Annotated in this window: 16 protein-coding genes; 4 read left to right on the top strand and 12 right to left on the bottom strand. The window is 71.5% G+C overall.

Translation table 11 applies throughout. The features are described 5' to 3' along the window. Window positions 1–14: 14 nt before the first annotated feature. The 4 genes from pdxH to moeB form a co-directional block, all read right to left on the bottom strand. Window positions 15–641, bottom strand: coding sequence for a pyridoxamine 5'-phosphate oxidase (gene pdxH / locus VF647_23350; protein ID HEX8455034.1), 627 nt, complete (start codon window positions 639–641; stop codon window positions 15–17). Continuing rightward, on the bottom strand, window positions 638–1,213 hold the full coding sequence (locus VF647_23345) for a DUF2911 domain-containing protein (protein ID HEX8455033.1): 576 nt from the start codon (window positions 1,211–1,213) through the stop codon (window positions 638–640). Before VF647_23345 ends, pdxH begins: the two co-directional genes overlap by 4 nt. A 447-nt stretch (window positions 1,214–1,660) precedes the next feature. Further along, entirely contained in the window at window positions 1,661–2,641 is a 981-nt protein-coding gene (locus tag VF647_23340; GenBank protein ID HEX8455032.1) for a threo-3-hydroxy-L-aspartate ammonia-lyase, read from the bottom strand. A gap of 111 nt (window positions 2,642–2,752) precedes the next feature. After that, window positions 2,753–3,931: a molybdopterin-synthase adenylyltransferase MoeB gene (moeB, locus tag VF647_23335; protein HEX8455031.1), complete on the bottom strand. Its 1,179-nt coding sequence runs from the start codon at window positions 3,929–3,931 to the stop codon at window positions 2,753–2,755. A gap of 162 nt (window positions 3,932–4,093) precedes the next feature. Here moeB and VF647_23330 point away from each other — a divergent pair, with 162 nt between their 5' ends. The 3 genes from VF647_23330 (at window position 4,094) to VF647_23320 (ending at window position 6,747) form a co-directional block, all read left to right on the top strand. Further along, on the top strand, window positions 4,094–4,750 hold the full coding sequence (locus tag VF647_23330) for a DedA family protein (GenBank protein ID HEX8455030.1): 657 nt from the start codon (window positions 4,094–4,096) through the stop codon (window positions 4,748–4,750). Next, entirely contained in the window at window positions 4,747–5,553 is an 807-nt protein-coding gene (locus VF647_23325; protein ID HEX8455029.1) for a LysM peptidoglycan-binding domain-containing protein, read from the top strand. The genes VF647_23330 and VF647_23325 overlap by 4 nt, the downstream gene beginning before the upstream one ends. A gap of 384 nt (window positions 5,554–5,937) precedes the next feature. Continuing rightward, a complete protein-coding gene (locus VF647_23320) occupies window positions 5,938–6,747 on the top strand; it encodes a PRC-barrel domain-containing protein (protein ID HEX8455028.1) in 810 nt (269 codons plus the stop codon). Here VF647_23320 and VF647_23315 read toward each other — a convergent pair. The 8 genes from VF647_23315 to VF647_23280 form a co-directional block, all read right to left on the bottom strand. Continuing rightward, window positions 6,669–7,481, bottom strand: coding sequence for a lysophospholipid acyltransferase family protein (locus tag VF647_23315; protein HEX8455027.1), 813 nt, complete (start codon window positions 7,479–7,481; stop codon window positions 6,669–6,671). The two genes, VF647_23320 and VF647_23315, sit on opposite strands and share 79 nt — an antisense overlap. A gap of 148 nt (window positions 7,482–7,629) precedes the next feature. Next, window positions 7,630–8,400: an SDR family oxidoreductase gene (locus VF647_23310; GenBank protein ID HEX8455026.1), complete on the bottom strand. Its 771-nt coding sequence runs from the start codon at window positions 8,398–8,400 to the stop codon at window positions 7,630–7,632. 19 nt (window positions 8,401–8,419) lie between these two features. After that, the gene (locus tag VF647_23305; protein HEX8455025.1) at window positions 8,420–9,136 is read right to left on the bottom strand and encodes a phytanoyl-CoA dioxygenase family protein; all 717 of its coding nucleotides are present in this window, start codon (window positions 9,134–9,136) and stop codon (window positions 8,420–8,422) included. Next, entirely contained in the window at window positions 9,126–9,683 is a 558-nt protein-coding gene (locus VF647_23300; GenBank protein HEX8455024.1) for an RNA 2'-phosphotransferase, read from the bottom strand. Before VF647_23300 ends, VF647_23305 begins: the two co-directional genes overlap by 11 nt. Then, the gene (locus VF647_23295; protein HEX8455023.1) at window positions 9,680–10,975 is read right to left on the bottom strand and encodes a competence/damage-inducible protein A; all 1,296 of its coding nucleotides are present in this window, start codon (window positions 10,973–10,975) and stop codon (window positions 9,680–9,682) included. The genes VF647_23300 and VF647_23295 overlap by 4 nt, the downstream gene beginning before the upstream one ends. Before the next feature lie 113 nt (window positions 10,976–11,088). Further along, window positions 11,089–11,934, bottom strand: coding sequence for an SDR family oxidoreductase (locus VF647_23290; GenBank protein ID HEX8455022.1), 846 nt, complete (start codon window positions 11,932–11,934; stop codon window positions 11,089–11,091). Window positions 11,935–12,101: 167 nt separating this feature from the next. Beyond that, window positions 12,102–12,824, bottom strand: a complete 723-nt coding sequence (locus tag VF647_23285) for a hypothetical protein (GenBank protein ID HEX8455021.1) — start codon at window positions 12,822–12,824, stop codon at window positions 12,102–12,104. Beyond that, the gene (locus VF647_23280; GenBank protein HEX8455020.1) at window positions 12,821–13,672 is read right to left on the bottom strand and encodes a hypothetical protein; all 852 of its coding nucleotides are present in this window, start codon (window positions 13,670–13,672) and stop codon (window positions 12,821–12,823) included. Before VF647_23280 ends, VF647_23285 begins: the two co-directional genes overlap by 4 nt. A 153-nt stretch (window positions 13,673–13,825) precedes the next feature. On the opposite strand from VF647_23280, the gene VF647_23275 reads away from it, so the two are divergent. Continuing rightward, window positions 13,826–14,382, top strand: a 557-nt coding sequence (locus VF647_23275; GenBank protein HEX8455019.1) for a cation transporter, incomplete at its 3' end; no start/stop codon positions are given.

Genomic DNA, 14,382 nt, shown 5'->3' with positions numbered 1-14,382 from the left:
TCCAACAAGGCCGGTCAGGGGAAGAGCAGCCCCACGCTCCACCGCGGCGGGTCGCCGGGCTGCAGGGTGTAGACGTCGCGCTCGTGGAGGCGGCTGGGCCGTCCCTGCCAGAACTCGATGGCGGAGGGCACCACGCGGAAGCCGCTCCAGAACGGCGGGCGCGGGATTTCGCCGGTGGGGCCGAAGCGGGCGTCGGCCTCCTCCACGCGGCGCACGAGGGTGTCGTACGAGGGGAGCGGCGTGCTCTGGATCGAGGCCCACGCGCCCACCCGGCTCCCGCGCGGGCGCGAGGCGTAGTAGGCGTCCGCCTCCGCGTCGCTCACCTGCTCGACGCGGCCCTCGATGCGCACCTGGATCTCGAAGGGCTGCCAGTGGAAGCAGAGCGCCGCGTGGGGGTTGCCCTCGAGCTCGCGCGCCTTGCGGCTTCCCAGGTTGGTGTAGAAGACGAAGCCGCGCTCGTCGAAGTCCTTGAGCAGCACCATGCGGAGCGAGGGACGCCCGTCCTCGCCCACGGTGGCGATGGACATGGCGGTGGGCTCGCGGATCTCCGTCTCCGCGCGGGCACGGGCGAGCAGCTCGCCGAAGCGGGCGAAGGGCTCGGCAAAGGGCGCCGCGCGGACCTCGGGTGCGCTGGTGCTCACCGGCGCGTTGCGGCGGCCGCCTGCACGCGGACGGGGACGGTCAGCCGCGTGTTCTCCCACGCCATCGCCAGGGTGCCCGTGCCGCGAGCGGCCCCGCGCTCCAGCGCGATGGTGAACTTCTCCACCGGCTGCGCCACCCTCGTGCTCCGCATGGGGATGCGCACCAGGTCGCGGGAGGCATCGTACTGGGTGCCCCACTGGCCCGTCTGGCGGTTGACGATCAGGGTCCATCCCTGCGCAGTCGGGAGGGTGTAGAGTGTGTACGTGCCGCGCGGGACGAGCGCGTCGCCGATGCGCAGGTCCGCCTCGGTGACGAGCGTGGTGGCGGCGTTGGCGCCAGTGCGCCACACTCGGCCGTACGGCACCAGCTCGCCCACGATCCGGCGCCCGCGCATCGAGGGGCGGCCGTAGTCCACGTACACGCGTTTCCCGGCCGCGATCTCCAGCCGCGCCGTGTCGCGCGGGGAGAGCGGCTGGCCTCCCTGCTGCGCCGCGGCGGGCGCGGTGAGTGCCGTCAGGGCCAGCAGCGCGGCGAGCGCGCGGGTACGCATCTGCTTCGGGTGCAACGACATCAGGTCACCTCGGGTTAGTTGGGTACCGGATTTTAGGCGGCTGGGGCGGGCGGGGCAAGCGGGGAGGGAAGTGCGTTAGTGCGTTAGTGCGGTGCACCCCTATGTCATCCTGAGGGAAGCCGCCTCACAGAACTCGCCGCTTCTCCACACTCCTGCGGCGACCGAAGGATCTAGCCGGCGAGGCAGGAGGTCCGTGGCCCGCGAGCGATCCCTCGGCACGCGCAGTAGATCCTTCGCTCCGCGCCAGAGTGTGGAGCCGGTCGAGCGACGGTGGGGCGCGTCGCTCAGGATGACAGAAAGGTGGGACCGCGCTCCGCCGTATGCGTGGTTCCGCGCAGGCGGACTTCGCGTGGTTCCAGGGGCGAATTCCATTCGCTCCCGGTCATGCGACCTGGCCATTCGCCCCTGATCGTCCGCTCGTGGAATCTCCCCTGACGCACTAACGCACTAACGCACTTTTTCCCCCAACAACGCACACGCCGCCGCCAGATCCACGTTGCCGCCGCTGAGGATCACGCCGACGCGCTGGCCGGCGAGCTCGCCGGGGGTGGCGAGGAGGGCGGCGAGGGGGACGGCGCCGGAGGGCTCGACTACCAGTTTGGCGCGGGTCCAGAGGAAGCGCATCGCCTCAAGGATGGCTTCCTCGGTTACGGTGCGCATTTCGGTGACGTGGGCGCGCACGAGGGGGAAGGTGATGCGGCCGAGCGAGGGGGTGCGCAGGCCGTCCGCGATGGTGGGCGGGTTGCGGATGGTGGCGAGCTCGCCCGTGCGAAAGGAGCGCGTGGCATCGTCCGCCAGCTCCGGCTCCACGCCGACGACGCGGCAGCCGGGGGCGAAGTCGCGCGCCGCCAGCGCCGAGCCGCTCAGCAGCCCGCCGCCGCCGCAGGGGGCGAAGAGGGCGTCGAGGGGCCCCGTCTCCTCCATCAACTCCAGCGCCGCCGTGCCCTGGCCGGCGACGACGTTGGCGTGGTCGTAGGGGGGGATCAGCGCCATCCCGCGCTCCTGCTGCAGCTCGGCGGCGATCTCCTGGCGGTCGCGGACTTCGGGGTCGTAGAGGACCACCTCGGCACCGTAGCCGCGGGTGCCGGCGATCTTGGCGGCGGGGGCGTTGTCCGGCATCACCACGACGACCCTGACCCCAAGCAGTCGTCCCGTGAGCGCCACCGCCTGCGCATGGTTGCCGGAGGAGAAGGTGAGGACGCCGCGCGCCCGCTCCTCATCCGAAAGGACCGAGACGGCGTTGTAGGCGCCGCGGAATTTGAAGGCGCCGCCACGCTGGAAGTTCTCGCACTTGAGAAAGACGCGCGCTCCCGTCATCTCGTCCAGCGTGCGCGACGTGTGCACGGGGGTGCGGTTCGCGATCCCACGCAGCCGCTCCGCCGCAGCCCGCACGTCGTCCGCCGTTGGCAGGGTTTCGGTTACCGGCATGTAGTCATACGAGGGCAGGTCCATGCAAAAGGTTCACGCGGAGACGCGGAGCCGCAGAGGAGCGCGCGAAGTTCTCTCTGCGTCTCCGCGCCTCCGCGTGAGGCTGCTGTTTCAGTATTTAGGGATGGACGGATCCACTTCGTCGGACCACCGCAGGATGCCGCCTGTCAGGTTGTGCACGCGCTCGAAGCCCTGCTCGCGCAGGAACCCGGCGGCGTGCGCGCTGCGGCCGCCGGAGCGGCACTGCATCACCAGTTCGTCCTCCGGGTTCAGCTCGTCCATCCGGCTAGGGAGGTCGTTCAGGGGGATGAGGCGCGCGCCCTGCGGGCCGAGGTTGCCGATCTCCCACTCCCACGGCTCGCGCACGTCCACGATGGTCACGCGGTCGCCGCGGTCCAGGCGCGCCTTGAGCTCCGTGGGGGTCATCTCGGGTACATCGTCGTGCATCGCATCCTCCCGTGTTGCCTCGGCGGTGTCCAGCCCGCAGAAGCGCTCGTAGTCGATCGGCTCGTGAATCGTGGGGTGCTCGCCGCACGCGGGACATGCCGGGTCGCGGCGGAGGCGCATCTCGCGGAACCTCATCCGCAGCGCATCGAAAAGCAAGAGCCGCCCCACCAGCGTTTCACCCACATCGAGCACGATCTTGAGCGCCTCCGTGGCCTGGATGGAGCCGATGATGCCTGGCAGCACTCCCATCACGCCGCCCTCCGCGCAGTTGGGCACAAGGTGCGGAGGCGGCGGCTCGGCGAAGAGGCAGCGGTAGCACGGCCCGCGCTCCGCGCAGAAGACGGAGGCCTGCCCCTCCCAGCGCAGGATGGAGCCGTAGACGTTGGGCTTCCCCTCCAGCACGCAGGCGTCGTTCAGCAGGTAGCGCGTGGGAAAGTTGTCGGTGCCATCGATCACCACGTCGAAGCCGCGTACGATCTCCCGCGCATCGGCCGAGGTGAGGCGCAGCGCGAAGCCTTCCACGTGGACGTGCGGGTTGATCTCGGCGATGCGGTCGCGCGCGGAGTCCAGCTTGGGGCGGCCGATGTCGCGCGTGCCGTGGATGACCTGGCGCTGCAGGTTGGTGGCGTCCACAACGTCGAAGTCCACGATCCCGAGCGTCCCCACGCCGGCCGCGGCGAGGTACATCGCCACCGGCGAGCCGAGCCCGCCCGCGCCCACCACCAGGATACGCGCGCCCTTGAGCCGCGCCTGGCCGGCGGGGCCCACGTGGGGAAGGATCAGGTGCCGCGCGTAGCGCAGCGACTCGTCCGGGGTGAGCGCCGGGGGTGTCTGCTCCAACATCGTCCGCCTGTCTGTTCTGGGTCCGCGAAGCTGCTCCACAAGGGTAACGGGTGCGTCAACCGTCCGGCCGCAGTCTTGTATCGTGCAGCGCTTTACGATAGCATTCGCCTCCCGCGGTCCCCTCGCCGGGACGCCGCACTCGCACCCCCAGTCAGGTCCGGGATGAGCTTTTTCGCGCAGGCGCTCGACTACTTCCGCCATCTCGACGTCCACCTGGGTGCGCTGATCACCCAGTACGGAACGTGGGCGTACGCCATCCTGTTCGCCATCATCTTCTGCGAGACGGGCCTGGTGGTGACGCCGTTCCTGCCGGGCGACTCGCTCCTGTTCGCGGCCGGGGCGCTCGCCGCGAACCCGCAGATGGGGCTCTCCATCTTCCCCCTGTACGCCGTCATGCTGGCCGCCGCCATCCTGGGCGACACGGTGAACTACTGGATCGGGCAGGCGGTGGGGACGCGGGTGTTCAAGGACGACGCGCGCATCCTGAAGACGGCGTACCTGGTGAAGACGCAGGATTTCTTTGCGAAGTACGGCGGCAAGACGATCATCCTCGCGCGCTTCATGCCCATCGTGCGCACCTATGCGCCGTTCGTGGCGGGCGCGTCGAAGATGGACTACCCCAAGTTCCTACTGTACAACGTGGTGGGCGGGATCCTGTGGGTCTCGTCGATGCTCTTCGCCGGGTACTTCTTCGGCGCGGTGCCGTTCGTGAAGAACAACTTCGAGACGGTGGTGGTCGCCATCATCGTCCTGTCGATTCTGCCGGGCGTCTTCGAGTACGTGAAGCACCGGCGCGCGCGCGTCCCGGCGGCTCGATGACGCTGCGCGCCTGGTCGCTCGCCGCGCTCCTGCTGGCTCCCGGCGCCGCGCTCGCCCAGAGCACCGAGCCCGCGGACACGGTTCCGTCCGATTCCGCGCCGGCCGCCCCCGTGCGTCCATCGCGTTGGGCTGCGCCGTTTTCGGTGGAGTCCACCGGCCGCCCCACGCCGCACCGCGTGGAAGGCGAGGTCGTGTGGATCACTGCCGCGCGCACCACTCGCCGTGCCGCGCCCGCCGCCGAGCAGCCCGCCGGGCCCCGCGACTCCACCACGACCGAGACGGCCGATTCGGACAGCACTCCGCCCCCGCGCCGCACCACGCGTCCGGACACCGCCACCGCGCGCCGCACGCCCGCGCGCCGCGACACAACGGCACGGACCACGGCTCGCCGCGACACCGCGACCGCGACTCCCCGCCCCCGTCCGCGCACGCACCGTGTGGCCGCGGGGGAAACGCTCTCCGCCATCGCCCGGCGCTACGGTGTGACGACGGCGCAGCTCCGCGCCCTGAACCCGAACGACACCGCGGGCGCGCTGGAGGCCGGCATGGTGCTGCGTCTTCCGCCCGCGCCGCGCCCGTCGGGCACCACGCCCGAGCGCCCGGCCGCCGCTCCCGCCCGTCCGGCGCCTGCATCCGGCCGTCCCGCGGCGCCGCGGCGGCGCACGCACACTGTCGCCGCGGGCGAGACGCTGTTCGGGCTGGCGCGACGGTATGGCGTGACCACGGATGCGATCCGCCGCGCCAACGACCTGGGCAGCGACCAGTTGCGCGCGGGGCAGACGATCGTGATCCCGGGGCCGTAGAGGGCCCTCACCCCCTGGCCCCCTCTCCCGATAACAGGAGAGGGTGCCCCTCTCGTTCTCGGGAGAGGGGGAGGATGACGGGTCCGGTGGCGGGCGGCGGTGCGGGGGAGGGCACGGGCAGCCACGTGGGGCGGCCCCTACGAGGTATCGGTGTGAGGGGGCGAGGATTGGGGCCGGGGCGAGGGTGGGCAGACACGCAGGTCTGCCCCTACCGGCAACGGTGCGGATGTACGGGCGACGCGGCGGCGCGGGGCACGGGCGTGATAAATCGCGCCCCTACGAGGCATCCGCGGTAGGCGCGGAGTTCTCCCCCTCACCCGCCCTGCGCCCCCGCAGGCGGGGGAGGGGGCCGGGGGGAGGGGGCTTTCAACTCGAGGTAACACCATGACCGAATCAACCGCGCCGCGGGCCGAAGTGCTCCGCACCCGCGACCTGGTGGGGTGGGACGTGACCGACCGCGAGGGCACCAAGATCGGCGACCTGGCGGACCTGCTGTTCGGGCTCGACGGCAAGATCCGCTTCGTGTCGGTGAACCTGGGGCTCTTCCGCAAGCACGTGCTCGTGCCCGCGGAAGTGCTGGAATGGGCGTCGGGGGCGCTGGTGGTGTCGCCGTGGACGGCGGCGGAGGTCAAGGCGCTCCCCGCCTACGAGGGCGAGCCGATGACCGCCGCCGTGCTGGAGGAGATGGAGCGCGCCCATCCGCGCTTCTACGGCGACGCGCCCAACGTCTCGGACAGCGGCGAGCACCGCATCGTGCCGCTGAGCGAGGCGCGCGACTTCCGCCTGGCCAAAGGCGCGCCCAACCCGCTCGGCTGGACCGTCTTCGCGGGCGACAACGAGCGCGTCGGCGTGGTGAAGGAGATGCTGGTTGATCCCGTCGCCATGAAGATCCGCTTCATCTCCGTGGACCTGGCGGACGACCTGTTCAACCTGCGCGAGGACCGGCACGTCCTGGTGCCGATGGAGACGGTGGAGCTGCGCGACCGCGGGGAGGACGCGTGGATCATGGGCGCCACCGCCCGCCAGGTCGCCGCGCTCCCCGCCTACACCGGCGGCGCGGTGGACCGGTGGATGGAGCGCGCCGTGCTCCACGCCTTCGGCCTCTCCGCCCCCGACTACGACGACCTGGCCGCCGAGTCTCCGCCCCCGCTCCCCGCGCCCGACACTCCGCCGGAGCCGACGACGGGCCCCTGAGCGGGCGGCGCGATCCCCCGTTCGGCAGCCATCTCCGCGAGCGCGGCGCCCATCCGTCGCTGCGCCTCGTGCATCAGGGCGGCGACGTCGCCCTCGCCGAGGCCGGCGGTGGGGATCGGCTCCAGGATGCGGATCTCGATGTCATTGGGGTCCAGGCGGCGCTGCTTGAGGTCTGACTTCGGCTTGAGCGGCGATGCGACGACCGGCACCAGCGGCGCGCCCGTCGCCACCGCCATGCGGAAGCCTCCCTTCTTGAACGGAAGGAGCTTGCCCGGCACCTCGCCGCGCGTCCCCTCGGGAAAGATCCACACCGCCACCCGCCGCTCGCGGATGGCGTCCTCCGCCGCGCGCAGCATCCCCACCGATTGCGCCGTGTTGCCGCGGTCGATCAGCAGGTTCCCCGTCACCATGTAGAGCCAGCCGAAGAAGGGGACGGTGCGGATCTCCTTCTTGGCGATCACCACCGAGCCCGGCGCGAAGCACACCGCGAGCACCGGCACGTCCAGCAGGCTCTGGTGGTTTGCGATGAAGATGCAGGGCCGGTGCGCCGTCAGGTGCTCCGTGCCACGCAGCGTCACGCGCTGCCGGAAGATGGGGAGCATCCACCGGTGCAGCAGGTGCGCGTAGTCGTGCGCCACGCGCGACCTGTCGCGGCGCGTGAGGGCGATGACGACGCCGTACGTGGATGCGGCCACGAAGGCGAGCAGGGCGGCGAACATGCGCAGATAGAACATCCCCCCAACCTTTCCGCCGCGCGGCTCCGTGGCAAGGCCCTTGACCGCAATCTCACGCGGAGACGCGGAGGCACGGAGGAGCACGCGAAGTTCTCTCAGCGTCTCCGCGCCTCCGCGTGAGGCCAATCCGTAGAAGCCGGCGTGACGCTCAGCCGCGGCGGTGCACGAGTGTCGCGCTGGCCTGGTCGGTGGGCTTCAGGATGATCTCGTCGATGTTCACGTGCGGCGGGCGCGTCGCGCACCAGACGACGGCGTCGGCGATGTCGTCGGGCGTCAGCGGGGTCATGCCGGCGTACACGCGGCGGGCGCGCTCCTCGTCGCCGCGGAAGCGGTTCACGCTGAACTCCGTCTCGACCATCCCGGGATCGACGGTGCTCACGCGTACGCCCGTGCCCAGCAGGTCCATTCGCAGCCCGCGGGTGATGGCGTCCACCGCGTGCTTGGTGGCACAGTAGACGGCGCCTCCGGGATACACCTCGTGCCCCGCCACCGACCCGAGATTGACCACGTGCCCGCGCCCGCGCTCCACCATCCCCGGCACCAGCGCGCGGGTGGTGTAGAGGAGGCCTTTGACGTTGGTGTCGATCATCTCGTCCCAGTCCGCGGGCGTCCCCTCCTGGAGCTTCTCCATCCCGCGCCCCAGCCCGGCGTTGTTCACCAGCACGTCCACCTCCGCCCACTCGGCCGGCAGCCCGCCCAGCGCGGAGGCCACCGCCTGAGCGTCGCGCACGTCCAGCGCGATCAGGTGGCTCTCGGTGCCGTGTGCGGTGCGCAGCTCCTCCGCCAGCGCCTCCAACCGCTCCGTACGGCGCGCCGCGAGCACGAGCCGCGCTCCCTCGCGTGCAAACGCGCGCGCACACGCCGCGCCGATGCCGGCCGATGCGCCGGTGATGAGGACGGTGTTGAAGTTTCGGTTCATCTCGTAAGTCCTTTGATGGTCAGGCGCGGCGCCGGTCGTGCCACTCCAGCCCGCCGGGAAGGTCGTCCACGGCGTACTCGATGTGGACGACGCGGCGGTGCGCGGGCGTGGTCGAGGGCGATGATGCGTGGAGGAGGAGCGGGCGCATCAGCAGCGCCCCGCCGGCTCCGGTGCAGGTCGGCACGGGGGCGGCGCTTTCACGCCAGCACGCGGTCGCATCCGCATCCAGCCGTCCGTGCCGATGCGAGCCGGGGACGACGTGGACGGGCCCGTTCTCCAGTCCGCAGTCGTCCAGGTGCACGCGGACGGTGAGCATCCGCTCCAGCACGGCGGCGGGCGGCTGCACGTGGGTCACGCCCGCCTTCTCGGACCAGGGCCCGAAGCCGGGCGTCTCGCGCCTTTCGCGCACGGCGATGGCGAGATCCTGGTGCCACGCCACCTTCCAGTTCGCGTCGGGCGTTTTGTCGAAGAGGATGCCGCGCACGGGAAAGGCGCTCGCGCCGAGCACGGGCTCCACCAGCGCGCGTACGGCCGGTGACTCCGCCAGCGCGCGCACTTCAGGCACCGCGTCCAAGAGGTTGCGGATGGCGTACACGCTCTCGCGCCGCCGCGCGCCCTCTGCCCCGCCCGCAGCGTCCAGTGCGTGGAGGAGGCGCTCGACCTCGGCACGCCCGATCACGTGCGGGACGATCGCGTAGGCGTCTTCTTCGAGCAGGGCGAGCCAGTCAGGATGCATCGGGGGAACCCAGGTATTCCGCGGGCACCGCGTCCGTGAGCCACACGCCGTTGGCGGATCGGAAGAAGCGGTGGCCGGCGGCGTGCATGCGCGCGGCGTCGATGCGCAGGACGGTGGGGCGGCCGTGGCGTGAACCTACCGATGTAGCCGTGGCGGCATCGGTGGAGAGGTGGACGTGGCGGCGGGATCCGGGGACGAGGCCTTCGCGGCGGATCGAGTCCAGGAAGCGCGTCGCCGTGCCGTGGAAGAGGACGGGCGGCGGCTCCACCGGCTCCAGCCCGAGCTCCACATCCACCGAGTGGCCCTGGCTGGCGCGGATCATGGCGCCGTCGTCGCTGAGGGCGAAGCGCTGCTTGTCGTTCTCGGCCACCACGCGGCGCAGGGTGGCGTCGTCGAGCGGCACGCCCGCGCGCGCGGCGGCGGCGAGGAGGCCGTCAACACGCGTCCACCCGGCTTCGTCCAGCTCCACGCTGAACTTCGCCGGTTCGTGGCGGAGCACGAGGCTCATCCACTTACTCAGACGTGTGAGGGAGCGGTCCGTCTTCATCGCGGGCGCACCCCTCCGGCTGCGGCGCTGAGGGTCTCTTCGGTCTGGCCGAGGAGGTGGCGGCGGACGCGGTCGAGGGCGATCTGGGCCGTCATCCCCTTGACCCACTCGCGCCCGCGGTCGCCCACGTCGTAGCGGCGCGACCAGACGCCGCCCGCCCACGCCACCGCGATGCAGACGGTGCCGACCGGCTTCTCGTCGGTGCCGCCGCCCGGGCCCGCGATGCCGGTGGTGGATACGCCCAGGTCCGCCCCGGCCAGGCGGCGCACGCCCTCCGCCATCTCCTCCGCCGTTTGGGTGCTGACGGCGCCGTGCTCGCGCAGGGTGTCGGCGCGCACGCCCAGGACGCACTCCTTGGCATCGTTGGAGTACGTGGCTACGCCGAGGAGGAAGTACGCCGAGCTTCCGGGGACGTCGGTGATGCGGTGCCCGATCAGCCCGCCGGTGCAGGACTCCGCGACGGCCAGCGTCATCCCGCGCTCCTTCAGCAGCTTGCCGACGGTCTCCTCCATCCCCTCGTCGCCGATGGCGTAGACGTGCGTGCCGAGCCGCTCGCGCACGCGGGCCTCCAGCGCGTCCAGGCGTCTTTCGAGGTCGTCGCCGGGCGCGCCACTCACGGTGATGCGGGCCTGCACGCGCGGGAAGGCGGCGCGGAAGGCGAGGCGCGCCTCCGCGGGATCGACCACGCCCACCAGCAGCTCGTCCAGCTTGCTCTCCGCCAGCCCGAAAGTGCTGAAGACGCGCGACACGAAGCGCCGCCCCGGGTTGCGCGCCGCGGCCCAGGGGATCAGCGTCTCCCGCGCCATGCGCCGCATCTCGCGCGGCACGCCGGGGAGGCATGCGACGAAGCGCGTCACGCCGCCGCGCTCCACGGGGCAGATGATGCCGGGCGCGGTGCCGGTGGGGTTAGGGATGACGGTGGCGCCCTCCGGGATCAGCGCCTGCTTGCGGTTGTTGGCGGGCATCTCGATGCCGCGGGCGCGAAAGATTCCCTCGATGTGCGCCAGCGACTCCTCGTGCATCACCATCGGCACGCCCGCCAGCCGCGCCACGCACGCGGTGGTGAGGTCGTCCGCCGTGGGCCCAAGCCCGCCCGTGCACACGACGATCTCCGCCTCCTCAAGCGCGCGCTCCAGGGCGCGGACGATGGCGTCTTCATCGTCCGTAACCGCGAACCCGGCGACTGGCTCCACGCCCGCCGCGCGCAGCTCGCCGGCCAGGAACCCGGAGTTCGTATCCGTCGTCAGCCCCGCGACGATCTCGTCGCCGATGGCAAGCAGCGCGGCATTCATAATCAGTTTCGTGGAAGAAGCCTCACACAGAGAACACAGAGGGAACCGCAAGCCGCGGAGAAACCCCTTCGCGGTTCTTGCTGTCTCCTCTGTGGCTCTGCGTGAGACGGCAGTTATCCTTTCCGCATGCCGCGCAGCGCGCCCTTGACCGCCTCGCGGGGCATGCGCGTGAACCCGTTGAACTCGCCGCCCGACGCCAGCCACTCGCCGCCGTCGATGGTCACGCACTCGCCGTTGATGTACGGCGACGCATCGGAAACCAGGAACGCGGCGAGGTTGGTGAGCTCCTCGTGCTCGCCGAAGCGCTTCATGGGGATGCGATTGCGCGCCTCGGCCTCCAGCTCGGGAGTGGGCATCAGCGCCTTCCACGCGCCCTCGGTGGGAAAGGGGCCGGGGGCGATGGCGTTGGAGCGGATCCCGTAGGTGGCCCACTCCACGGCCAGCGAGCGCGTCATCGCCAGCACCCCCGCCTTGGCCGCCGCCCCTGGCACCACGAACGCCGAGCCCGTCCAGGCGTACGTCGTGGCGATGTTGAGGATGCTGCCGCCCTTTCCGCGCTCGATCATGGCGCGCCCCACCGCCAGCGTGGCGTGAAAGGTCCCGTACAGCACCGTCCCCACCACCGCGTGGAAGCCGTTGGGGGAGAGGTCCTCGGTGGCGGAGAGGAAGTTGCCGGCCGCGTTGTTCACCAGGACGTCGATCCCGCCCCACTTCCCCACGACCGCGCCCACCATCGCCTCCACCTGCGCGAAGTCGCGGACGTCGCACGGCACGCCGAAGACGCGCTCGCCGGTGGGATCGATCTCCCCGGCGGCACCCTGGAGCCGCTCCTCGCTGCGCCCCGTGATCGCCACCCGCGCGCCCAGCGACGCGAAGCGCTTCGCCATCGAGAGCCCCAGCCCGGAGCCGCCCCCCGTCACCAGCACCACCTTCTCCGCCAGCAGGTCGTCGCGGAACATCTCCATCTCCCGTTGCCGTCCACCCCCGGAGCCGCGCCTTCTCCCGCGCGGCGGCATCGCCGGAAAGGCTACCGCCCCCCGGCCAGCGGCGAAAGGGCGGGCGAGAACGAAGCGGGCCCGCTCCCCTCGACAGGAGAGCGGGCCCGGCGTGGAGCGGACGAAGCGGGCTACGGCGTAATCTCCACCGACCAGCGCACGACCGAGCGGGTGAAGACGCTGACGAACGACGAATCGCCCCTGGAATCCACCTGAAAACCGCGGTTCGCCGTTACCTCCACGTCGAGGACGTTCGAGCTGTCCGGGGGCACCGAGGCGGCGGGGACCACGATGCGGGCGGGGAGCGGCCCGGAGCTGCTGATGTTCAGCCTCTGCGCCCCGCGCGTGAGATCCAGCCGCCAGAACTCGTAGAATGCCGGGCCCAGCTCGGCGGAGGATGCCCCCTGCGAAAACGGAAGCACCAGGTCCGTGCCCCGGGCGACGGTCAGCTTCGCGGGGCCGCTCCGGGTCCAGACCGGCGCCCGGAACGCCGCCGGAAAGAACTCCACCCCCTTCACCACGGGGAGCGTCACCCCAACCACCCCCGCGCCGAGCGCGCCCGGCGCCACCACCAGCGTGCTGTCGTAGGTCCGGCCGGTCCCCTGCGCGCGCGGCCTGGGGCGCAGCGCCTGCCCCAGCACCCGCAGCGAATCGTCCACGAACTGGATATGCGTCGCCTGAACGCCGATCCACCCGTTTACGCCCAACGAATCCGCGCCCTCCACCGGCTGCACCAGATCCAGGTCCACGCTCGCCCCCGTGCGCCCCACGACCGCGTACTCCGGCGAGGTCACGTCCACGAAATCGACGCACCCCGCCAGCAGAATCAGCGCAGCAACGAGAACGCGCTTCATGGCTCGGCCAGCGCGGAAGCTTCCATCTCCCACGGGCGGCGATCGTGCTCGTGGATGATGGTGGCGAGCCCCGCGATCCCGAAGACGGACAGGTCCACGTCGAACCAGCGGCTCAGCGTGCGCGCGAGGGGACTGTGCTCCGCCGCCCACTCCTGCAGCGGCCGCCCCGCGGCGAAGTAGAGCTGGTCCGCCTGCAGGTTGTGCACGCGCTCGTGCGCAAAGGTCGTGACGGTCTCCCCCGGATCGGAGAAGCGGGTGACGCCCAGGAAGATCGTCCCGGGATACGCGAGCCCCGCCACCGGCCCGCCGTCCACGACCAGCTCGTGCGAGGGCGCATCGAACACCATCGTCCCGGCTGACAGGCTGTGCCCGGGGTTCCACTCCAGCTCGGGGCGCGCGACGGCGTACACGGTGCTCGCCAGCGCCAGCGCGTCCACCCGGGCCCGCACGCGCGGCCCGCCGCCGAGCGGGCGCACGTAGAAGCGAACCGGCCCCAGCGGGAGCGCCACCTCCTCGAACGAGCGCCGTCCCTGCCCCGCGTTCCACACCACCGACGAGCCGACTGACGCCACCTGCCGCCCCACCAGCCCCGCGCCGGCCCAGCGCGCCGCTGCGATCCGCTTTCCCGCGAACACCCCCGCCCCGCCCGCCGCCCCGCGCGCGAAGCCGTCGCGGAACGACCCGCCGCGCGCTTTCTGCACCGCCCCGGCCGAGACGGCGCCCACCAGCACGTTGGCGGAGAGCACGGTGAAATCCTCCACCCACCCCGGCTGCGGCTGCGCGGGGCAGAGCCGGGGAAGGGCGAACGTGGCCAGCACGCACGCCAGCGCGGCGCGGAAAGCTCTCATGGATCGTGGCGCGGGGATGATGGACGAACGGGCGCGAAACATACGCTCCCCCGCGCATCCCGACAACGCGCGCCCGGTTGCGTCCGCCCCGCGCGCGCGGTAACGTTTGCGCGCTCCCGATCCAGCACCCCCGTCAAGCAAAGGAAGAAGAGAGTGGCGAAGCGACTGATCTCGGCCGAGAACGCCCTCAACCTGCTCCTGGTCTTCGTGCCCATCGCCATGGTGATGGAGTGGTGGCTCCACTCGCCGCCGGTGTGGATCTTCGTGGTCGCCTGCCTGGCCGTCATCCCGCTGGCGGGGCTGATGGGGCACGCCACCGAGGAGATCGCGGAGCGCGTGGGCGAGGGCGTCGGAGGACTGCTGAACGCGACGTTCGGCAACGCGGCGGAGCTGATCATCGCCATCGTGGCGCTGCGCGCGGGGCTCTACGACCTGGTGAAGGCGTCGATCACCGGCTCCATCATCGGCAACCTGCTCCTGGTGTTCGGGCTGAGCGCCATGGTGGGCGGGCTGCGCTTCCAGACGCAGAAGTTCAACCGCACCGCCGCCTCGCTCGGCTCCACCCTGCTGGTGCTGAGCGCGGTGGGGCTGGTGGTGCCGGCCGTCTTCCACATGCTGGTGGGGAACACGGCGCGCGCCGCCGAGCGCAACCTGTCGTTCGAGATCTCGGTGGTGCTGATGCTCACCTACGTGGCGTCGCTCTTCTTCAC

Source organism: Longimicrobium sp. (genome assembly GCA_036387335.1).
Taxonomy (GTDB): Bacteria; Gemmatimonadota; Gemmatimonadetes; order Longimicrobiales; family Longimicrobiaceae; genus Longimicrobium.
The sequence above is the reverse complement of the archived record's forward strand: the minus strand, read 5'-3'. Positions and strand labels throughout refer to the sequence as shown.